This is a genomic window from Erythrobacter neustonensis, assembly GCF_001663175.1.
Lineage (GTDB): Bacteria > Pseudomonadota > Alphaproteobacteria > Sphingomonadales > Sphingomonadaceae > Erythrobacter > Erythrobacter neustonensis.
The window spans coordinates 706,292-728,319 of sequence record NZ_CP016033.1 but is presented as its reverse complement, the minus strand read 5'-3'; the positions used below and the strand labels follow the sequence as shown (position 1 = coordinate 728,319).

The window sequence follows — 22,028 nt, the reverse complement described above, 5'->3', positions numbered from 1 at the left end:
ACAGGGGTGTTTCACATGGCGGCGATCTATCGCAGCGCGCTTGCGGGCAGCGCAGCAGCACTTGTCTGTATTGTCGCGGCGCCGGCGGCTCAGGCGCAGCAGGCAGGGATCGCGATCACCGTGGTCGATCCGCAAGGCGCGGGCGTTCCGGGTGCCGAAATCAGCATCGAAAACCCCGCAATCGGCCTGTCGCGCAACGCGATCACCGATGCGCGCGGCATGGTGCAACTGGGCGGGTTGAGCACCGCGGGCGTATACCGCGTATCGGTGACGCGCGCCGAAGGCTTCGCCCCGCTCGCCGCGCAGGCGGTGGATCTGCGCGCGAATTTCACCCGCAGCGTGATCCTGCAACTGGAAGCCGCAGGCGAGCCCGGCATCGTCGTCACTGCCGCGCGCGCGATCACCGCGCTCAACACCGCCAATGCCGAAATTTCCGCCTCGCTCGGGAAGGCGCAGTTGCAAGCCCTGCCGATCGAGGGGCGCGATGTGACAGCGGCGCTGATCCGGCTGCCCAATGTCGTGGCATCGACCGGGTTCTTCCCCGAAGCGCCGGCGATTTCGATCAACGGATCGAACGGGCTCGACACCAATTATCTGCTCGACGGCCTCGACAACAACGAGAACTTTCTAGGTGGGATCAAGTTTCCCGTGCCGCTGGGCTTCACCCGCGAAGTCACCGTGCTGGCCAACTCCTATTCGGCCGCCTACGGGCGCACCGCTAATGGCATAGTCAATTATACCAGCCCGTCGGGAAGCAACGATTTTACGGGCGAGGCCTATCTGCTGGTGAGGCCCGGCAGGCCGCTGGATTCCCCCTCTGCCTTCCCCCGCCGCGACCTGTCGGGCAATTTTGTCGGCGAAAGCTTCGAACGCTATCAGGCGGGCTTTGCCGCAGGCGGCGCCTTGCAGCGAAGCCGCACCTTCCTTTACGCGAACTACGAATTCACCGCCGATCGCAACACGCAGGTGGTCGATGCGCCCTTGCTGGGCGTGGTGGGCAATGTGACGGGACGCAACCGTTTCCATCTGGGCTCGCTCCGGCTCGATCACCGGCTGACGGGCGACTGGACCTTGGGCCTGCGCGCCAACGTCGGCCGCGTGACGATCGACCGGCCGGGCGGCGCGTTGGGCGGCGGCAATGCCACCTTCCCTTCGGCAGGATCGCAGCAGGACCGGTTCTCGACGCTGCTGGCGGCCACCGCGAGCTATGCCGGGGCAAATTTTTCCTATGACGGCGCGGTGCAGTTCAGCCGCTTCCGGTGGGACTACGGCGAGGCCGCGGGCGCGCCGGGGCCGCAGGTGACTGTGCGCGGGCCATCGGGACTGGTCGCCGCCGTGGTCGGCAACCCGGGCTATGTCTTCGACAGTCTGGAAGAAACCTGGCAGACCACCCACCGCCTCACGCGCGAGATCGGCGCGCACCGCATCAGCGCAGGGGTCGATGTGATCGCGTCCGACTTCGCCTTGCTGGGCGGGGGCAATCCTTTTGGCAACTACACCGTCGATCTGACCGCGGCCGAAGCGGCAAGCCTTGCGGGCCGCGGCCTTGCCCTTGGCGCGCAGGATATCCTCGCGCTCGATCCGGTGGTGGCGAATTACGCGGTCGAACTGCGCCCGCAACGCTTCGGCACGGGGCAGGCGCTGGTCGCGCTCTATCTCGAGGATGCATGGGACCTTGCCGCCAATCTGACCGCGACACTGGGCGTGCGGTGGGATTACGATACGCTGACCGAAGCCGGGGCAGGGCGCGGCGATACCGACAACATCGCCCCGCGGCTGGCGGTGAACTGGCAGCCCGATGCGCGTTCGGCGGTGCGGTTCGGGGCGGGGATATTTACCGGCAAGCTCAGTTATGCCGTGGTCTCGGACGCGCTGCAGCGCAATACGACTGCGCCGGGGTTCGTTTCGCAATTGGCGCAATTGCAGGCAGCAGGGGCAATTCCCGCGGGCGTTGACCTTGCCGATCTGACCTTCGCGGGCAACCTCACCGTCTCCCCGCCCTGCGCGCGGGTAAGCGCATGTCCGCCGCCCGAAGCGGTGCAGGCCTTGCGCGACAGCGCCACCTTGGGCGAGGCGCGGATTCTGAGCCCCACCGGCTATGACAACCCGTGGAGCCTGCAACTGAGCGCAGGCTATCAATATGCGGCGAGCGATGCGCTGACGCTGTCGGTGGATGCGCTTTACAGCCGCTCGCACAATCTGGCGCGGCTGCGCGATTTCAATGCGCCGTCGCCCTTCACGCCCGATCTTGCCGCGCTGACCCCGGCGAATATCGCGCTGCTGCGCAGCCTGCCCGACAATGCCGCGCGGCTCGCGCTGGCGCAGAGCCTTGGGCTCGTCCGCTCGCAGGCCGATGCCGATGCCACGCGTCCGGTTGGACTGGTGCCGGGCGGCGCGCGGCAGATCACCGTCACCGAAACCGCCGGGCGGGCCGAATATCTCGCGCTGATCGTGCAGGCGATCAAGGCGCGCGGGCCGGATGATTATGCTTTCCGCGCCAGCTACACCCTGTCGCGGCTGCGCAACGACACCGACGACATCAATTTCCGCAGCAGCAATGCCAATGACTTCGCGGGCGAATGGGGTCCTTCGGCGAATGACCGGCGGCACGTTATCTCGCTCGTCGGCTATTTCTATCCCGCACCGTGCTGGACGCTGACCGCAGCGGGGCTGTTCCAGTCGGGCCAGCCGGTCAACCTCGTCCCCGATGCGGGCATTTTCGGGACGCAGGATCTCAACGGCGACGGGGCGAGCTTCGGTGAGAACTACCTCGGCAATTCGGATCGCTATCCGGGCGAGCGGCGCAATTCGGCGCGGCTGCCCTGGTCGGCGAGCGTCGATCTGGGGGTGCGGTATGCGCTGCCGGTGGCGGGCGGGCGGATCGAGGCGAGCGCGGATGTGTTCAACGTGCTCAACGCCAACAACCAGAGCGGTTTTGCCAATGCGGCGACCACGTCGAACCAGATCCAGCTTGGCGGCGGCGCGCCATTCGTGCAGCGCAATGCCGGACCGCCGCGGCAATTCCAGTTCGGGATTGCCTATCGGTTCTGACGGGCGCGGAGGAGACACCCGGAACGTTTGTGCTCCGGGCGTTGCCGGGTGGGTCAGGCGTCGGCTTTTTCGGCCTTCTTGCGGCGCTCGAAAACGCTCAGCAGGTGCTTGATGTCGGCATCGCTCAGGTGTTCCTCGGCAGCCACGAACTGCTCCTGCTCCTCCTCGCGGATGTGGTGCAGGTACTTGTCCTTGAGCTTGGCGAACTGCGCCAGCCAGCCCGGAGAGGCCATGTCGGCCTCCTGCAGTTCTTCGATCAGATCGTCGATCTGCTTGTGTTCGGCGACCGCGTGGCGCGCATCGTGCGTGGTGTCGGGATTGCGCAGCACCACCGACCACAGCGCCTGATCCTCGGCGGCGGCATGGGCGTGCATTTCGGCGACCATCGCATCGAACAACGCGCGCCGATCGGGCGAATCGCCCGAAGTTTCCTCGACCATCGCCAGCAATGCGCGGTGTTCGTCATGATCGGCAACCAGCCGGCCGAAGATGTTGGGATTGCCGCGGAAGGTGGTCGCCGGGGTGCTGCCGATGCGCGCGGCGATATCGGGGGCAATTGCCTTGGCGCGGGCGATCGCGGCCGCTTTGGCTTCGGCTTCGCTGACCGGACTGTCGGATTTGGTCATGACGGATTTCTCCATTCGCACAATGCTAGACGGCGATGGCCGCGCTCCCATCGGGGGGCAACCATCGCCGCAACTTGCGCGCCGGGCGGCTTACGCCGGATTGACGGGGGTGTAGGCCGACACCGGCTTGCTGGCGAGGGTGTCGCCGGCAGCCTGCTTTTCGCGGTGCTTCTTGAGCAGGTAGCCGCCCGCACCCACGGCAAGCATCGTCGGCAAGCTCATCCGGGCGATGACCAGCGGAGCGATCGAGCCGAGGATCGCGCCGGTGCCGTTGTCGACCTTGGGGGTGTTCTTGGCGAGCTTCGCGCCGACGACGGCGCCGATGATGTTCTTGATCATGTGATGTCTCCTTCGGCGGGGGTAAAGCCGCATGGGCCGGCGAATGTTCCATCGCCGCGGCCGCGCGGCACCATCAGTCGGGGACGCAATTCGCCTCGAAATGGAGCGTCGCGCGGGTGCCGCGGTCGCGCCGCGACAATTCGATCCGACCGCTAAGGCCATGCGCCAGCGCATCCATCACCTGCGTGCCGAGCCCTGTGCCGGTCGGCGTATCGCCGCTGATCCCGACGCCGTCGTCATCGACCTCGAGCCGCGCGACACCGCTATCGTCACACAGGATCCGCACGCGCACTTCGCCGCGCCGTTCGCCGGGGTAGGCATATTTGGTCACGTTGGTGATCAGTTCGGACAGGATCACGCCGATCGAGATTGCGCGGTCGGTGCTGACCGAAAGCGGCGGGCAGTCGAAGGTGATCCGCGTGATCGCTTTCTGGCTGGTGACGCTGCGATGCAGATCGCGCACCAGTTCGGCCAGATAGGTGTCGAGCTGGACCGCGCGGATATCCTGCGAGGTGTAAAGCCGCTTGTGCACCTGCGCGATCGCATAGACGCGGTTGGCAAAATCCTCAATTGCTTGCTTGGCTTCGCCCGGCGGGAGCGCGGCGGCCTGGAGATGCGCCATCGACACCACCAGCGTCAGGCTGTTGGCGACGCGGTGATTGACCTCGATCAACAGCACTTCGGCGCGTTCGCGCGCGGCGGCCACTTCGATCTGTGCGGCCTGTTCGGCGCGGCGCAGGCGATCGCCTTCCATCGCCTGTCGCAGGATTTCTGCAAGCAGATCGAAGAAGCCTGCGCCCATATCCTTGATGACATAATCCGCCGCGCCCGATTTCAGTGCGGATACGGCCACCTGCGTTTCGTCGGAGGCGGTGACATAGACGACCGGGGGCGGGGCGGGCATCGCGACGATCTTTTCGAGCGTCTGCTCGCCCGAAAGGCCGGGCATGTAGTGATCGAGCGCAATGACATCGAAGGTCCCGGCTTCCAGCCGCGCAAGCCCGCTGGCACCGTCGGGGGCGTGGGTGACGACAAAACCCATCCGGGTCAGTGCACGCGACAGCAGGCGTGCGAACCCGTCGTCGTCATCGATGTACAGCAGGCGCGGTTGAGGCGCCCGGTCGGTCACGCTCCGTCGTCCGGCTGCGGAACCTGCATCACCGCGAGGAACAGCCCGAGCTGCCGGATCGCCGTGGTGAAGGCTTCGTAATCGACCGGCTTGGTGATGTAGACGTTGGCGCCCAGATCGTAGCAGCGCTGGATTTCGCGTTCGTCATCGGTGGTGGTCAGCACGATCACCGGGAACCGGCGCAGGCCCGGATCGGACTTGAGGTGCTCAAGGATCGTCGTCCCGCTCATGTCGGGCAGGTTGAGATCGAGCAGCACCAGGAACGGGCGGTGCGAGGGGCCCATGCCCTTGCGCAAGTGATCGAGCGCGGTGGTGCCATCGGCAGCGTGGATAATTTCGTTCATCACGCCGGCGCGGCGGATGTTCTTCTCGATCAACCGGGCGTGGCCCAAGTCGTCTTCGACCATGAGGATCGTAACCTGATGATGGTCTCCTGGAGCCATGATTCCGTCCTCTTTTTTCTTAGTTTCGCGTGGCCATAGTCAGCGGCAGGGTAACGGTAAAGCAGCTTCCTTCGCCCAGCTCGCTCTCGACATGGATCTGCCCGCCAAGCCGGCGAACCAGTGCCTGCACATGGGCAAGGCCGATGCCTTCGCCGGGGCGATCCTGTTCGCCCGAGCGGCGGAACAGTTCGAACACGCGGCGGCGATCATGCGCGGCAATGCCCCGGCCATTGTCTTCGACGCGGATCACCACGCGCTTGCCGCGCTGTTCGCCGGTGACCTTGATCTCGCCCGGCACACCGGGGCGCAAATATTTGACCGCGTTGTCGAGCAGGTTGCCGAACACCTGTTCGAGCGCGGTGCGATCGCCCTCGACTTCGGGCAGGTCGCCAACGGTGATCGTCGCACCGGCAGCATCGGTCTGCCCCGAAAGGCTGTCGGCAATCCCCTCGAACAGCGCGCGAAGATCGATCGTGTCGCGGGTGAGCGTGCGGCGCCCCTCGCGCGAGATTTGCAGGATCGCCTTGATCAACCGGTCCATCCGTCCGGTCGCGGCGCGGATAAAGCCCATCGCTTCGGGCATGTCGGTGACGATCGCCTCGCGCACGTCGGGCGGCACGGCGCTGTCTTCAGCAGTGGCGTAATCGGCCATCGTCCGCTGCGCGTCTTCGAGTTCGGCGGTGAAGCCCATGATGTTGACCAGCGGGCTGCGCAGATCGTGGCTGACGATATAGGCGAACCGCTGAATTTCCTCATTGGCTTCGGCAAGGTCGGCGGTGCGTTCCTCGACCCGATGTTCGAGCGTTTCGGCCAATTGACGGACCTCTTCATTGGCCTTTTCCAGTTCGCCGCTGCGGCGCACCAGCAGCACGATCGAACCCAGGATCAACAGGCAGGCCATGACAAGGCCCGCAATGATCAGAAGATAGGCGCGGTCGCCCGCGGCCGTGGCGGCGCGCTGGCTGGCATATAATCGGTTGTAGGCTACCTGCTTGACCTTGCGCAGCGCATCGCGGACGTTGTCGGTGAACAGTCGTGCCTCGGCGGAATAGCGGCCCGCGCCCGCGACATCGTCGGCGGTCAGCATGCGGTTGATTTCGTTGAAGGCCGAAAGCCGGTCGTTCACCGCGATCTCGACTTCTTCCTCGAGCCCCTCGGGCAGATCGAGAACCGCATATTCGCTTTTCAGCGCGCGCAGATCGCGGTCGAGATCGGAACGCGCCTGGATGAAGCGTTTGCGAAAGGCCTCATCGCGGTTGAGGATGTAGCCGCGCTGCGCCGAGTTCATTTCGAGGATCGACAGCGTCACCGAGTCCGCTGCCCCCAGTGTCACCAGCGCACGGCGCACTTCCCGGTTATAAGTCTGCGATGCGGCAACGGTGAGGGTGGTGATGACGCCCACGCCCAGCACCAGTGCAAAGCCCAGCACCAGCGGGATCCACGGGCGGCTGGTCAGATAACCGAACATCTGCCGATTTTCCGAAGCCTGCATCGGCACGTCTTCGTCATAATCGGTAGCGGTCATCGCCCGGGTCACTTTGTCATGCGGCGCCGGCCTTTCAGCCGGCGCCCATCGGTTCCGCAAACTTGCGGAACGTTCGTCAGCAGATCAGTCCGCCTCGGCCATCGCCGCGGTCTCGCGGCTGACCAGCAATGCCTGCCACACGGTCGCCACGACATTGTCCGGGTTGAACGGCTTGCTGATGACATAGGCAGGCTCGTCGCCTTCGCCGGTCAGCAGCTTTTCGGGGAAGGCGGTGATGAAGATCACCGGCACGGTCATCGTGGTCAGGATGTGGCGCACCGCATCGATCCCGCTCGACCCGTCGGCGAGGTTGACGTCGGCGAGGATCAGTTCGGGCTCGACCTGTGCGGCGGTGGCGATCGCTTCGCTTTCGGTGCGAACGATCGCGGCTACATCGTTGCCCATCGACATCATCAGCGACTTGAGGTGCAGCGCGATGATCGCCTCGTCCTCGATGATCATGATCCGGGCCGACAGCATCGAATGGATCGCGCTGCGGGCCTGGGTGACGAAATCATCGACTTCGGCGGTGTTCATGTCGAGAATCTGCGCGGTTTCCTCGACCGAAAATCCTTCGATCGTGGTCAGCAGCAAGGCCTTGCGCAGACGGCGCGGAAGCGAGCCGACGATCGCGCCGGGCATGTCGATCGAGCGCAGCGACGAATCGCTCCAGATGCGGTGGAAGACCCGGTAAAGTTCCACGCGGACGGGGGCGTCCTCGTCGATCTCGTCGGGTGCGGCGATCATCGCCTGAAGCGTTTCGCGTACGGCGGAATCGCCGATCGATTGCGACCCGGTCAGCGTGCGGGCGTAACGACGAAGGTAAGGAAGTTCAGCCGCGATCGCAGCCTGGAATGACGACATGTTTTTATCTCCGATCTGGGCCCCAAGCGCAAATAGCGTGCAATTGTTCCAACACGCGGAACATTTTTCGCAATGAGTGCTTTTTGCTCGCAATGCACCCCGCTGGACGGGATCGACGATGAAGCTCGCGTCCGCTCCGACGTCCCCCAGCGTTTGACACATGGAATGGATAGTAGCAGGATGACGCAAGACAAGCAGTCAAAGTCCAAGCCGCTTCGGCCACCGGTTGCCTTCGACCCGGTTGAAGCGGCGCTCAAGCAGATTTTCAACGACGTTGCATCCGAAGACGTCCCTGACGATTTTGCCGATCTGGTCGCACAGCTGACGACCAAATCCACCGAGAAGAAGGACACATGATGCCCGAGCCCGATGCCGAGCCCCATGCCGAACCCTTGTCCCCCGAAGATCTCGATGCTTTCAAATCCCAGATGGTCGCCCTGATCCCGGCGCTGCGTGCGTTTGCCCGCGGCCTTTGCCGTGATCGCGTACTGGCCGATGATCTGGTGCAGGAAGCGATGATGCGCGCCTGGGCCTCGCGTCACACCTACCAGACCGGCACCAACTTCCGCGCCTGGATGTTCATGATCCTGCGCAACCACTATTTCTCCGGCTCGAAGAAGCGCGCGCGTTATACCGTGTGGGATCCGGAAGCAGCCGAACGCATCCTTGTGCAGGATGCGACGCAGGAATCGGGGCTGCACGTCGATGACGTGATGCGCGCGATCCACCGCCTGCCCGAACAGCAGCGCGAAATCCTGTTGCTGGTTGCAGGTGCAGGCCTGAGCTACGAAGAGGCCGCCGAGGTTACCGGCGCCAATATTGGCACGGTCAAAAGCCGCCTCAATCGCGGCCGCGCGGCGGTGAAAGCGATCATCGACGGGTCCAACGCCTCGGCCGCGGCCTGACCACGCTTTCGCCCAGCGCACATCACCAACACCAAAGGGCCGGTTCTCCGTCCCTTTTTTGTGTGCCCTGCCGCAGCGTGTGGGGCGTGACTATCGGAAGGGGTAAGCGCCGGCTGCGCAGGCATTCAGCGCCAGGCACAAAGAAAAACGGGCTCGCTGCAACAGCGAGCCCGTTTCAAGACATCGACCGGTGGTGCCTCTACCCGGTCAATACCCGTAAGCCGGTAGCGGGGCGGCGATTAACGCACGCGGCCACGACGGAAGAGGTTGATGATCCCGAGCAGGACAACCGCACCGATGAACGAAGCGATCAGCGAACGGATGTCGAAGGCACCGCTGGTGATCGGAGCGCCGCCGATGAGCGGGGTGATCAGGAAGCCGGCGAGCAGTGCGCCGACGATGCCGACGACGATGTTGAGGAAGATGCCCTGCTGGCCGTCGGTGCGCATCACGATGCTGGCGAGCCAGCCCAGAATGCCGCCGACGATAAGAATGATGATAAGGTTCATGTAACGATCTCCATGTTTGTATGCGATGGAAAAGCGGGCAAGTCGGACGATGTTCCATCCCGATTTGCATCTGCACGCAAAAATGTCTTTTGGTGACCGCGCGCTCTATTGCGGAATACTTCCGGCGCTGAATAAAGAATGGCCCCCGTCAGCGATTGCTGACGAAGGCCAAGTTTAATCGGGGCACGGCGGGTCAATGCCGATGCGAGACGTACAAGCGCCAATTTCGCAGAATGTTTCAGCCAGTCGCGAATTTTTCACGCGCTGGCTCAGGATGAGGTGATGCGCCGGGCAAAGGGGGCGCCCGCCCGATACCCATATTAATTCGGGTTGAAGCCTGCGCGCGATATGCAATTGTGAAAGCGGGCGTCAGCGGGGAGGGGCAGCCATGAGCGGCAAATGCAAGATCCTGATTGTCGACGATCACCGGATCACGCAAACCGGACTTTGCCTGCTGTTCGCCCCGCTCGAACGATACGAGGTGGTCGGCACGCTTGATCGTGGCGCGACGGTCAATGCCTTTGTGCAGTCGCAGCCGGTCGATCTCGTAATCCTCGATCTCAATCTTCCCGATGTCCACGGGGTCAACGTGCTCGCCGAAATCGTCGGATCGCGCGACATGACGGTGATCATCGTGACGGGCGAGACGCATCTCAACGAAATCCATTCGGCCCTCAAGCTGGGCGCGCGCGCCGTGGTGAGCAAGGGCGATCCTCCCGAACAGATCATTGCCGCATGCGATGCGGCGATTTCAGGGGAGCTCTATTTTTCGACCGCGATCAGCGAGGCGCTGGGCAAATACCAGCAGCCCCCCGTCGCCCTGTCGTCGCGCCAGATGGCGATCCTGCACTATCTTGCTCAAGGCGAAAGCAACAAGGAGATCGCCTACCGGCTGGCGATCGCGCCGCCGACGGTGTCGTTCCACATCGCCGAACTGCGGCGCAAGCTCGACGCGCCGCACAACCGCAAGATCGTCGAGCGCGCGGTCGAGCTAAACCTGCTGTAACGCGGGCACCAGCAGCGGGTGGTCGAGCAGTTCGCGGCAGATCGGCTTGATCGCGACCAGTGCCACGATCTCGCTCAGCCGTCCGCGCGTGATCGCGGTATCGTCATAGGTAATCGCGATCGCGCGCTGGCCCGCCTTGCCGTCATCATCGAGGCTTGCGGCAAATCCTTCGCGATCGTCGAAGTCGAGCACTCGCCACCCCTCGAGCCGGCCCTCCAGCTCGGCTGCGGGCATCGGCGTCGTTCGGGCAAAGGCCGATGGCAGCGTGATGCGGATCACCGTGCCATCGGACGCCGATGACACGATCCGGAGCGTCCCGTGCAGCAATTCGATGATCCGGCGGGCCGACCGGAAGCCTGACCCGGTGCCCGGCGCAGTTTCATCACCGCGCATCCGGATCGCGGTGCCACTATTGAGTTCGGCCATCACCGCCGCCGGCATGCCGCGTCCGGTATCGCGCACTTCGATCACCGCACAGGCCCCTTCGCGCACCAGCGTCACCCGCGCGCCGCCTGCGAGCGTGTGCTGGAAACTGTTGCTGAGCAGATTGGCGAGCGCGCGCATCAGCAGCGGCTTGTCCGAGATCAGGATCACGTCCCCCTCGACGCCGACATCCAGCGTCAGCCGCCTGCTTGCGTAAACCGTGCGGAACATCATCAGCAAGGGTTCGAGCAGGGCCTCGGCAGGGAAGGCGCCAAGCACGACGAAGGCGGTGTCGCTCGAAGCGATATTGGCGCCCGAAATCGTCGTCGCCACGATCTTGTTGAGATAGTCGGCCGAGGTTTCGAGCATCCCGATCAGCTCGCCGTCCTGCGGTGTGCGCGTCTGCTGCCGCAGCACCGCGACCGCGCTGTTCAGCGCCAGGATCACTTGCCGGCTGTCATGCCCGGAGGCGTGGAGCAGCGCGTTCTGGCTGTGTACGATCTCGAGCGCCTGTGCCTTTTCCTCGGCGAAGCGTTTGGCCTGTTCGGTGATTTCCAGTTGATCGATCAGCGAGCGCGCATAATTGGCATCCGCCGCCAGCTTGTCGTTCCGGATCTTCCTGAGATTGAGCCCGAGCGCGAGCGTGACCATCATCGTTTCAAACAAGGTGATGGGCCCGGCCAGATGCCAGTTGATCGGCAGCCAGGCAAAGATCCCCATCGAGGCAATCGCGGAATAGATGATGAAGCCGGCTAGGCTCGCCCAGCCGGCCAGCAGCGGCCACAGCTGGAACCCGAACTGGCGCATCGCGGCAACCGCGACAAAGGGCAGGAACAGCGCAACCGCGATGGCGACCAGCCAGCCGGTCGTATGCAGCGCAAAGCGCATGTCGGGCGGGTAGAAGGCCAGCCCCGGCTGCAAGGCGATCACCACCAGCGCGAGCCCGATGAGCACGCGCAACGCCCTGTCGCGGCGCGGGAAATAGGTCTTCGTCTTGACGAAACTGCGGGCAAACTGCGCCATTGCCGCAGCAAACCCGCATTTGAACAACTGCTCGACCGCGATGCTGGTGAGCGGCTTGTCGTAAAGCAGGAAGATCGTGAAATAGCCTTCCGAATGGATCGTGTTGAGTACCACGAAGGCCTCGGCCACCGCCAGCCACAGGAACTCGCGAAAGCCGGTGATCGAGAAGAACAGGAAGTTGAGCAGCAGCAGCATCGCCGCCCCCACCACCACCCCGGCAACCAGCGCGATATTTTCCCGCCGTTCCTTGAAGAAGGTGCGATAGGTCAGGATCTTGAACGGCATGTAGGTCGAATTTTCGGAGACGAATTCGATCCCGATGACCTTTTCCTGTCCCGGATCGAGCACGATTTCGGTGCTGAAAGCCTGATAGCTTCCCAGATTGGCGCGCGCCGAGGCCGGGTCGTTGCCATCGACCACCAGCGCGGTGCGATTTCCGTCGATTTCGAACATCCGGAAATATTTTAGCGAGCCGCGACCGGTGGTGAAGATCCAGCTCCCCGCGCTCCCTCCGACATTGCGCAGCCTGAGCAGAACCACCGTGCGCTCACCCGGCGGTCCGAAATGAATAGAATCGCCGCTGATGCGGCTGAGCGGTAACGCAAAGCCCGGTTCGGCGGCGCGCGCGGGGGTTGCGGAAGGGTCCTTGGTGTATCGCAGATAGGGCGCGACGTCGGGCGCATCACGGCCGGCTGTCAGCGCGATGGCGGGAATGGCGCTCGCTGCTGCGGGGAATGCCGGCACTGCGCCTGCCGGGATCAGGACTATCAGCCACAGCGCCGCGGCGGTGATCAAATGGCGCAGCGCGCGGATGCTGGCCGTGGCGGCTGTCGCCGGCCGTGCAAGCCTGGTTGTGCGTACCCCCACGCGCATGTCCCCCCGTTGTTTCCCGATAACGAACCTGGCTTTTGCGACCCTTGCGACCGCACCATTAGGTCCAAATTGGATTTAACAAACTAACCCTAAAAAACATTTGGGTAGACGTAAAGTCAAAGCATCTCCTAGTCATAGGTCCAAGGTCCGGAGTCTCATCGAGCTCACGGACAAGGGGGCTTGCAATCACTGCGGTACTATCCGGCTCGGGAACGCGTTTCGGCGATTTCGGGATGTAGACTGCTGCGCCCAATCGTCGAGAGGAAAAGCCATGACCACGATCACCAAGTCTCGTCTGCTCACCACCAGCGCCATTGCTGGTCTGTCGGTTGTCAATCTCGGGGCTCCGGCAGCCGCGCAGGATGCCTTCGGAATCCACAACGACACGACCGAACGGCTCAATATCGAAGTCGCGGAAGACGAGGAGGTCTACGGCACCGACATCGGCATCTATGCCGACAACGGACCGGTCACGGTAGTCAACGCCGGCACGATCCGCGGCGACGGGCTTTCGCTGTTCGGCCCCGACACGCGGCCCAGCGGCGGGATCGTGATCGCGCAGGGCGGTTCGATCGTTACCAACTTCGGAGCGATCATCGGTGCATCGAACGGCATCGCCACCAGCTACTTCTTCAGCGAGGACGTCAATGGCGACCCGCTTCCCCCCGAGGCGCTGGCAATCGGCACGCAGATCAACAACGCGGGATTGATCCAGGCCGATGCCGGGACGGGGGTGGCGCTTGCGGTCGGCAACGTGGTCAACAGCGGCGACATCATCGGGCTCAACGGCGCGCCGGGCAGTGCAGCGCTGGGCACAGGGGTGATCCTTGCCGAATTCCCCGAAGCAATCGATCCGGATGCGACCGGGGTGGGTTCGGTCGTCAATACCGAGGGCGGCGTGATCTATGGCGCGACCCGCGGCGTGCTGATCTCGGGCGGCGGAACGATCGATAACGCCGGGCTGATCACCGCCAATGATACCCCCGTGGGCGGTTTCCCCGCCCCGATTGCGATCATCCTGACCGCCAATAGCGCGCAGGAGGGCCGCACCGCGACGGTCGACAATTCCGGCGAAATCTCGGGCTTCATCGGCGTGGTCGCCGCCGGAACGCTGGAAAGCGTCGCGATCAACAACACCGGCGCGATTTTCGGCACGCAGGTGGCCATCACCAGCAGTCTGGTCGACGGCGTGTTGACCATCAACAATGCCGAAGGCGGAGTGATCCTCAGCAACGGGCCGACGATCGGCATGAATTCGGGCACGCTCGTACTCGACAATGCCGGCGAGATCCGCAGCAACGGCCAGTCGGCGATCAACATTTCGACCGCCAATTCGCTGATCGCCAATTCGGGTCTGATCCAGGGTCAGGTCTTCGGCATCGTCACCAACCTGGCGCAAGTCGCGCCGGGCGTGTTCGAACTACGTTCGACCAACACGGCCATCGACAATTCGGGCGCAATCGTCGGCCTGACCAATGACGGTATCCGTCTGCAGGGCGGGGGCAGCGTCACCAACAGCGGGCTGATCCTTGGCCAAGGCAACTCGCAAGTGGCCGACGGCATATCGATCTTCGCCGTCGATGGTCAGGATCTGACCGACTACATCTCGAGTGTGGACAACACCGAAGACGGCGTGATCGATGGCGCGCGCTTCGGCGTGATCCTTTCGTCGGGTGGCACGATCGAGAACGCGGGGTCGATTTCCGGCGGCCTTGGCGGGATCGTGTTGCAGGATGGGTCGGGCTCGCAGACCGCGTCGGGTACGATCACCAATTCGGGCGAGGTTTTCAGCAGCAACGGGTCGGGCATCAGCCTGACGGCGCTGGCCGAGGCGAGCATCGACAACAGCGGCGACATCACCGGTCTTAACGGCGATGGCATCATCGTGCGCAATCAGCTCGGTTCGACCACCACGATCAGCAACGCCGAAGGCGGCGAGATCACCGGTTCGCAATCGGGGGTCCACGTCGAAACGGGCGGGGTCGACCTCGTCAATGCCGGCACCATCCGCGGCAACGGGACCAACCCCGGTTTCGACGCGCCGCCGGATGCAGGGGTAACGCTCTCGGGCGGGGCTAGCACAGTCACCAACAGCGGCACGATCAGCGGTGCGGCGCTGGGAATCACCACCGCCTTCCTGTTCAACCCGGAAACCGGCGAACTCGAAGAACTTGCGCGCGATACGCAAGTCACCAACAGCGGCACGATCATCGGCGACAGCGACGATGGCGTGCGCCTGATCGGCGGCGGCAGCGTGGTTAACAGCGGCACCATCGAGGGCCGCGTTGGCGACTTTGCCGATGGCGTGTCGATGTTCCCCTACACGCAGCAGGACAACGCCGATTATTCCGCCAGCGTCACCAACACCGCGACAGGCACCATCGCCGGGCAACGGTTCGGCATTATCCTGTCCGCGGGCGGCGAGGTCGAGAATGCGGGCAGCATCGAAGGCGTGCGCGGCGGCATCTTCATTCAGGGCACCGCGCTCAACTCCGATCCCGACGAAGAACGCAGCGGTCTGACCGCATCGGTGGTCAACACCGGCACGATCGCCGGAACTGGCGATATCGTAGGGGACGGATACGGCGTCGGCTTCGGCAGCGACATGGCGACAGCATCGCTCGAAAACAGCGGGACGATCACGAGCGCCTTTAATGCCGGCGTCAGTTCGGCGACGCTTGCCGATGTCACGATCAACAATCTTGCCGGCGGCACGATTTCGGGCGGCACCTCGGGCGTCTATTCGGGCGGCGGCGGCACGATCGCGATCGTCAATGCCGGAACGATCCGCGGCGAGGGCACCTATGATGGCTTCGACGCCGCGCCCGATGCCGGGGTGACGGTCGCCACCCGCGATTCGAGCGTGGTCAACAGCGGCACGATCTCGGGCGCGGGTGCAGGGATCACCACGGCCTATCAATATGATCCCGACATCGACGGCCTCGTGCTGGCCGCGCAGGGCACGTCGGTAGTCAACAGCGGCACCGTCATCGGCGAAAGCAATGACGGGGTGCGGCTGATCGGCGGCGGCAGCGTCACCAACAGCGGCACGATCTCGGGCAGCGGCGGCGAGTTTGCCGACGGCGTCTCGATGTTCCGCGGCGAAGGGCAGGCATCCGAAGATTATTCGGCGGAAGTCACCAACAGCGCCGATGGCGAGATCACCGGTGAGCGGTTCGGGGTAATCCTGTCCGAAGGCGGATCGGTCGACAATGCCGGCGCGATCACCGGCACCGAGGGCGGGGTGCTGATCCAGCAGGGTCTGCTTCCCGTCGACGTGGCGCCGGTTTCGGCAACCCTGGTCAACAGCGGCACGATCACCGGGGTCGAGGGCTTCGGCACGGTCCTTGCTGTCGATGGCGCGATCGCAGTGGACAACAGCGGCACGATCGCAGGACAGACCTTCGGCGCGCTCCTCGACGGCGCCTCGGAGAGCGGCGAGCAGACCGCGACGGTCGAAAACGCGGGCACGATCAGCGGCGGCATCGACAGCGGCCTGATCGTCACCGGCGGCATCGTTTCGGTCACGATCGAAAATTCGGGCACGATCAGCAGCGACGAAAGCACCGCGATCTTCGCCTCGTCGGCGGTCAATCTCGACAACAGCGGGATCCTTTCGGGAGGCAGCGGTATCGCGGTTCAGCTCAGCGATTTCGACGATGTCGTCACCTTGCATAACGGCAGCGCGATCACCGGGGTGGTCGATGCGGCAGGCGGCTTCGATACGCTCACGCTTGAAGGCACCGCGCTTGCGCTCACGCAGGCACAGCAGCTGACCGCATCTGCCGGGTTCGAGGAACTGACCGTCGGGTCGGGCTTCTGGACCACCGCAGGGATGGTCGGCGCCTTCGACAGCGTGCTGATCAACGAAGGCGCGAGCCTGCAGGTCAACGAGGTCGAAGGGGCAGACGGGTTCGAATCCCCGATCCTCACCTCGCAGGTCGAAACCAACGGGCTGCTCGTGCTCAATTTCTCGCAGGACGATATCGTCTCCGAACTCGATGAACTTTCGATCACCGGGACGGGCCAGCTGCAATTGATCGGCGAGGCGGTGTTCACGGTCGACACCGACAGCGTGGCGCATACCGGCGGCACGATCGTCTCGAACGGCGGCCTGATCCTGACCGGCGCGTTGCAGGGCGACGTTCGCACCGAAGGCGACGGGTTCTTCCAGCTCGGCACCGGCGGCACCGAGGGCGAATTTGCGGGCGACATCGTCAACAACGGCCGCTTCGTCTTCAACCGGGTCGACGATTACGACTTCAACGGCGCCTTCAGCGGCACCGGCATTCTCGACAAGATGGGTGCAGGAACGCTCGTGTTCATGGGTGACTATTCGTTCGAGGGCGTCACCAACATCCTTGCCGGTGCGGTCCGCATCGGCGGGGTCATCGCGCCCGAAACCGATTTCAACCTCGGCGCCGTCGGCACGCTGGACATCAGCGGAACCGACCAGACCATCGGCGGCCTCTCGGGTGAAGGCGGCGCAACCGTTATCATCGACGAAAGCGAGCTGACGGTCGAGCAGGAGGAGAACACCGAATTCGCCGGCGAAATCACCGGCGAAGGCAGCCTGATCAAGGAAGGCGAAGGCACGCTCAACCTGTCGGGCGACAATACCTACACCGGCCCCACGACGATCAACAACGGGACGCTCGCCGTCAACGGGACGATCACTTCGCCCGTCATCGTCAACGATGGCGGCACGCTGGGCGGCAATGGCGCGGTCGGCACCACGATCGTCAATTCGGGCGGCACGCTGGCCCCGGGCAATTCGATCGGTCAACTGACCGTGGCAGGCAATCTCACCTTCGGTGCCGGTTCGATCTATGAGGTCGAAACCAACGCCGCGGGTGCGGCCGACCGGGTCGATGCGACCGGAACCGTCACCATCGCCAGCACGGCGCAGGTCGCTGTCTTGGCAGAGGCGGGCAATTACAACCCGCGCACCGATTACACCATTCTCACCGGTGCCGGCGGTGTCACGGGGACCTTCGGTTCGGTGACCAGCAACCTGGCCTTCCTCACTCCGCGCCTGCGCTATGGTGCAACCGCGGTGACCTTGTCGCTCTATCGCAACGATATCGATTTTGCAGATGTCGCGGCAAACCTGAACCAGGCCAGCGTTGCCACCGCGGTTCAGGCGCTCGGGATCGACAATCCGCTGTTCGAGGCAGTGCTGGTGCAAAGCGCACCCACCGCGCAGGCGAGCTTCGGCGAGTTGTCGGGCGAAATCCTTGCCAGCACGATCACCGGGCTGACCGATGACAGCCGTCATCTGCGCAATGCGCTGATGGGTATGCAGGTGCCTGAGGAAAGCGGCGTGTTTGTCTGGGGTGCCGGGTTCGGCAGCTGGGGCGATTTCGATGCGGGCGTCACCAGCTACGCGATGAGCACCGATCACATGGGGCTGGTCGCCGGTATCGGTCTTGGCGGCAACGGCTTTGCCGCAGCGGTTTCGGCGGGCATCGGTGGTTCGGACTTCCGCATGGACGGCCGCGCCGACCGCGCGGATGTCGAAAGCAAGTATCTTGCCGCACATGCCACCTTCGGCGGAGAGGGCGGCTTCAAGGGTGCGGTCGGGATTAGCTACGCCTGGCACGAGATCGAGACCGCACGCGGGATCACGATCGCTCCGCTGGTGCAGACGCTCACCTCGGCGCGCGATGGGGACACGCTGCAACTGTTCGGAGAGCTTGCTTACGAGTTCCTTGCCGGCAACACCTCGGTCACGCCGTTTGCGCGGCTGGCGCATGTCGACACGGGCAACGATGCCTTTACCGAAACGGGCGGAAACGCGGCGCTCACGGTTGCCGGGGCCGACCAGAAAACCACCTTCCTCAGCCTCGGCGCACGGGCGCAGTTCAACGCTGGCGAAAGCGGCTTCCAGCCCTATCTTTCGGCAGCCTGGAACCGCGCCTTCGATGATCGCTCGGGCGTGATTGCATCGCGCTTCACCGCTGGCGGCCCGGCCTTCGGTATCACGGGCTCGCTCATTCCCAAGAACTCGGCCGAAGTCGAAGCCGGGTTCGAATATACCGCAGGCAGGTTCAGTCTGGGTGCCGCCTACACCGGCACGCTCGCATCGGACCGCGAAGCCCACGGCGCAAGGGTAACGGCAACGATCGCTTTCTGATCGTGCCAGAACCGTAGCGCGGGGGGGCGCTATTCGGGAGGCCGGAGCGATTGGATCGCTCCGGCCTCATCGCATTTGCGAAGGAGGGCGAGCCACCGGGCGGGACGACCGGACCCCAAAGGAAGCCCAACTACGCATATCCGGATACCCTTTTAACCGTGCTGGTTCCGTGCACCGGCAATTCGGCCCGTTTGGTTCTTGCCGTTGGCAAGTTCCGAAAAAGGAGGGGTTTGGATCAACCGCACTTGATACGCGCAGGCTTGTGCCGATAAGCGTTGAAGGCAGGTATCGACCCAAGAGCTCGCGATTGACCAGAGTGCAAGAGGCGCTTTGAATCCCGACCTTCCGGCCGCGCGTGAAGGTTCGCGTATCTTCGGTCAGCGAAACCACAGCGCTCCGCTGATGATCGCGGCTCCTGCCAAAATCGCACCGGCAAGCCAACGCACCTCCGAAGGCGAAGCGTTGAGTGCGGACGCGGCAGGGGTTCGCGCTGATGGCTGGTTTTCCAACCGCTGTATCGCCGCTCGGATCAGCCGGGGCGCGTCGTCGCCAATCCTCACAAGCTCCCACGCCACAGCCTGCACAACAGGGCTCCAGTGTTCTGGCGAAAGCCGCGCTCTGGCGATCCTGAGCGAGGCGCGCTGCATGGCCTGTGTCAGGTCGAAATCCGGTTCGATCCTCGACAAGACGCCGTCGATCGTGACCAGCGCCTTGAAGATCAGCAAGAGATCGGGCGGCAGCGTCAAGCGTTCATCACGCATAAGGGCAAACAGGTCGGCGACAATCGCGCTGAGAACCAACCGCCCGCTGCCATGACGATGTATCAGGCGTTCTGCGGCAAAGAACATATGCTGCGCCGAAACGTCGCTGCCGGCCGACCATCGCATCAACACGTCGGCGAGCTGCGCCGAGCTGCCATTGCCGAGAGCCTGAACCAAGCTGATCAACTCTTCGCGGCGGCGCGGCGATACGTAGCCAACCATGCCAAGGTCGAGGAGCGCGATGCGATCACCCGGCAGGCAGAGCAGATTCCCGGGATGCGGATCGCCATGAAAGCGGCCATTCAGCAGCACCATGTCGAGCACCATGTCGGCCCCGAGGGAAGCAATCTTCGCAGGGTCGATACCGGCAGACCGCAGCGCCTGTCGATCGCGCGGCGGCACACCATCGACGTAATCCATGACAAGCAGCGTCTCGGACGTCCATTCCCAATGAATCGCCGGAACGACGACGTTGGCCTGGTTCTCGAAGTCTGCCCTCAGCCGATCGGCGTTGCGTGCCTCGGTGGTGAAGTCGAGCTCCTCGATCATTGCATCGGCAAGCTGGCTCGCCATCCTGGCGAGCCCAATGCGCCTTGCTTCAGCGCTGCCGCGCTCGGCCAGAGCTGCGACATGCGCCAGCAATCGCAGATCGGCCTCGATTTTGGGACGGATGCCCGGACGACGAATTTTGACCACGACGTCGCGCCCGTCGCACAGGGTGGCGCGATGGACCTGCGCCATCGAAGCGGCTGCCAGCGGCTCGGCATCAAAGCGCGCAAAGGCAGTTTCAGGTTCTTGACCGAGTGCCTCTGTGACCAAGGGCCGCAGTTCATCGAACGGGAGCGTTGGTGCCTTGCTGTGCAAGTGCTCGAATTCGTCGATCCAGTCGGCGGGCAAAAGATCGCCGCGGGTGGCCAATATCTGACCAAGCTTGACGAAGGTCGGCCCAAGCTCCTCCAGGGCGTGCCGCGCCCGCAGAGGCAAGCCTTGCGATTGGCTTTCATCGCCATCACCGGAGCCTGGCCGCTCGAGGCCGATCTGCACGAGAACGATGCCCAATCCGTATCGGGAGATCACCGACAGGATCTCTTCGAGACGCTTTCTGTCCCTGGTAGCGACGCGGAGAGTTTGAAGCATCTTCACCACTATTGTCGGAATTGGAAGGCAGGTCCACCGCGAACCCGCGCCTGCAGGAAAGCGGTCGCAAGATCGGACAGTTCCAGCCTTGCGCGTTCGTGCCGACCAGCTTCTGCCATATCGGCCTAGGGGGCGCCGCGCCGGAAGCGGCGCGAGCGTTTGCGCTGACGCCGGCGCTCCAGCTTGGCCTTCCACTCTTCCACTGCTGTCCCGCTATCGACCACATCGGCGAGGAAGGCGCCGCGTTGCCCGGCAGGCACGGCAGGGCCGGTCGTCGTGTCGACGGTCGTCTGGCGTTCAATCTCGGCGTTGAGCAAGGCGCCGGCAAGAACGCCGAACGCGCTGAGGAACAGCCACATCAGAAAAACGACGATGGCCGAGAGCGAGCCGTAGGTCGCGTTATAGTCACCGATATAGGCGACATAGAGCGCAAACCCGAAGCTGATCGCGATCCAGGACGTGGTGGCCAGCACCGCACCGGGCGCGACCCAGCGCCAGCGTGCCGGGGTGCGATCGGGGCCGTAACGCATGATGAGGGCGAAACCGATGCTGCCCAGAATTGTCGCAAGCAACCAGGCCAGTGTCTTGAAAAGCAATTCCCAGCCGCCGCCGATCAGGCCTTCGGCTTGCGTTTGAAGCCAAGCGAATGCGGCCGCGCTGCCTATGCCGGTCAGGGCGATGAAGATTGCGGCCACTGTCAACCCGGCGGCCCGCGCCGTGAGAGATATGATGTTGCGGGTTTCGTGTTCCTCATTGATGACATTCAGCGCGCCGATCAGACCGCTGGCCGCCCGCATTCCGCCGTAGATCGAAAATACCAGAGCAATCACCAGCGCGATGCCGGTGACTCCCGAACTGGTGGTCACAACCCCGATCAATTGCTCCTCGATCAGCAAGCGCGCTTCGGCAGGGAGCACGGTCGTCAATGACTGGAGCTGGCGGCGGACCATGTCGACGTCGCCGACCAGCCCATAGATCATCACCGTGGCGGCGATCAGCGGTGTGATCGCCAGAAAAGTGAAAAAGGCAACGCCCGCGCCCAGCAGGGAAAGATTGTGAAAGCCCCACATCGTGTAAACGCGCTTCAGGATGATCTTCCATGCGGGCCAGGGCATTGCCCAAGGCGAATTCGACGTTGCACCGGGGAGCTGTTGGCGTAAACAGGCTCCTTCGCGGTCGCCAACGCTTTCTTCCATGTCATCACGAAGAGCGCCGTTTGGGTATTTGTTGATTTCAGAGGCCAAGCCGGCTTCCCTTTGATGATGGATCTGGATGCAA

General features: G+C 63.8%; 15 protein-coding genes. 5 read left to right on the top strand and 10 right to left on the bottom strand.

Annotation, left to right across the window (positions count from 1 at the left end):
• Positions 1-15 precede the first annotated feature (15 nt).
• A complete protein-coding gene (locus tag A9D12_RS03395; protein WP_082925373.1) occupies positions 16-3,051 on the top strand; it encodes a TonB-dependent receptor in 3,036 nt (1,011 codons plus the stop codon).
• 53 nt (positions 3,052-3,104) lie between these two features.
• Here A9D12_RS03395 and A9D12_RS03390 read toward each other — a convergent pair whose 3' ends face one another.
• From A9D12_RS03390 to A9D12_RS03365, 6 genes are all read right to left on the bottom strand, one after another.
• Positions 3,105-3,677 (bottom strand): hemerythrin domain-containing protein, encoded by a 573-nt coding sequence (locus A9D12_RS03390; RefSeq protein ID WP_156522787.1) that lies wholly within the window; start codon positions 3,675-3,677, stop codon positions 3,105-3,107.
• Between the two features lie 90 nt (positions 3,678-3,767).
• Complete coding sequence (locus tag A9D12_RS03385; RefSeq protein ID WP_068349784.1) at positions 3,768-4,016, bottom strand: hypothetical protein; 249 nt, start codon at positions 4,014-4,016, stop codon at positions 3,768-3,770.
• A gap of 73 nt (positions 4,017-4,089) precedes the next feature.
• Positions 4,090-5,145 (bottom strand): sensor histidine kinase, encoded by a 1,056-nt coding sequence (locus A9D12_RS03380; protein ID WP_068349782.1) that lies wholly within the window; start codon positions 5,143-5,145, stop codon positions 4,090-4,092.
• Positions 5,142-5,588 carry a response regulator gene (locus A9D12_RS03375; RefSeq protein ID WP_068349780.1) on the bottom strand — a complete coding sequence of 149 codons (447 nt, stop codon included), beginning with the start codon at positions 5,586-5,588 and terminating at the stop codon, positions 5,142-5,144. Before A9D12_RS03375 ends, A9D12_RS03380 begins: the two co-directional genes overlap by 4 nt.
• A 19-nt stretch (positions 5,589-5,607) precedes the next feature.
• Entirely contained in the window at positions 5,608-7,113 is a 1,506-nt protein-coding gene (locus A9D12_RS03370; protein ID WP_082925371.1) for a sensor histidine kinase, read from the bottom strand.
• A gap of 84 nt (positions 7,114-7,197) precedes the next feature.
• Positions 7,198-7,977, bottom strand: a complete 780-nt coding sequence (locus A9D12_RS03365; protein WP_068349778.1) for a response regulator — start codon at positions 7,975-7,977, stop codon at positions 7,198-7,200.
• A 180-nt stretch (positions 7,978-8,157) separates the two neighbouring features.
• On the opposite strand from A9D12_RS03365, the gene A9D12_RS14605 reads away from it, so the two are divergent.
• The gene (locus tag A9D12_RS14605; RefSeq protein WP_156522786.1) at positions 8,158-8,334 is read left to right on the top strand and encodes a NepR family anti-sigma factor; all 177 of its coding nucleotides are present in this window, start codon (positions 8,158-8,160) and stop codon (positions 8,332-8,334) included.
• Positions 8,334-8,882, top strand: coding sequence for a sigma-70 family RNA polymerase sigma factor (locus tag A9D12_RS03360; RefSeq protein ID WP_068353566.1), 549 nt, complete (start codon positions 8,334-8,336; stop codon positions 8,880-8,882). Before A9D12_RS14605 ends, A9D12_RS03360 begins: the two co-directional genes overlap by 1 nt.
• A 239-nt stretch (positions 8,883-9,121) precedes the next feature.
• Here A9D12_RS03360 and A9D12_RS03355 read toward each other — a convergent pair whose 3' ends face one another.
• Positions 9,122-9,391 (bottom strand): GlsB/YeaQ/YmgE family stress response membrane protein, encoded by a 270-nt coding sequence (locus A9D12_RS03355; RefSeq protein ID WP_068349776.1) that lies wholly within the window; start codon positions 9,389-9,391, stop codon positions 9,122-9,124.
• 388 nt (positions 9,392-9,779) lie between these two features.
• Between A9D12_RS03355 and A9D12_RS03350 the strand changes: the two genes are divergently transcribed.
• Positions 9,780-10,397: a response regulator gene (locus A9D12_RS03350; protein WP_068349774.1), complete on the top strand. Its 618-nt coding sequence runs from the start codon at positions 9,780-9,782 to the stop codon at positions 10,395-10,397.
• Here A9D12_RS03350 and A9D12_RS03345 read toward each other — a convergent pair.
• Positions 10,383-12,710 (bottom strand): sensor histidine kinase, encoded by a 2,328-nt coding sequence (locus A9D12_RS03345; RefSeq protein ID WP_197489870.1) that lies wholly within the window; start codon positions 12,708-12,710, stop codon positions 10,383-10,385. The genes A9D12_RS03350 and A9D12_RS03345 overlap by 15 nt on opposite strands.
• A 277-nt stretch (positions 12,711-12,987) precedes the next feature.
• On the opposite strand from A9D12_RS03345, the gene A9D12_RS03340 reads away from it, so the two are divergent.
• Positions 12,988-18,852, top strand: coding sequence for an autotransporter domain-containing protein (locus A9D12_RS03340; protein WP_068349771.1), 5,865 nt, complete (start codon positions 12,988-12,990; stop codon positions 18,850-18,852).
• A 377-nt stretch (positions 18,853-19,229) separates the two neighbouring features.
• Here the strand turns inward: A9D12_RS03340 and A9D12_RS03335 are convergent, their stop codons facing one another.
• Together A9D12_RS03335 and A9D12_RS03330 are read right to left on the bottom strand one after the other, a co-directional pair.
• Positions 19,230-20,750, bottom strand: a complete 1,521-nt coding sequence (locus A9D12_RS03335) for an ABC1 kinase family protein (RefSeq protein ID WP_068353563.1) — start codon at positions 20,748-20,750, stop codon at positions 19,230-19,232.
• Between the two features lie 125 nt (positions 20,751-20,875).
• A complete protein-coding gene (locus A9D12_RS03330) occupies positions 20,876-21,994 on the bottom strand; it encodes a YihY/virulence factor BrkB family protein (RefSeq protein WP_231889686.1) in 1,119 nt (372 codons plus the stop codon).
• Between the last annotated feature and the right edge of the window lie 34 nt (positions 21,995-22,028).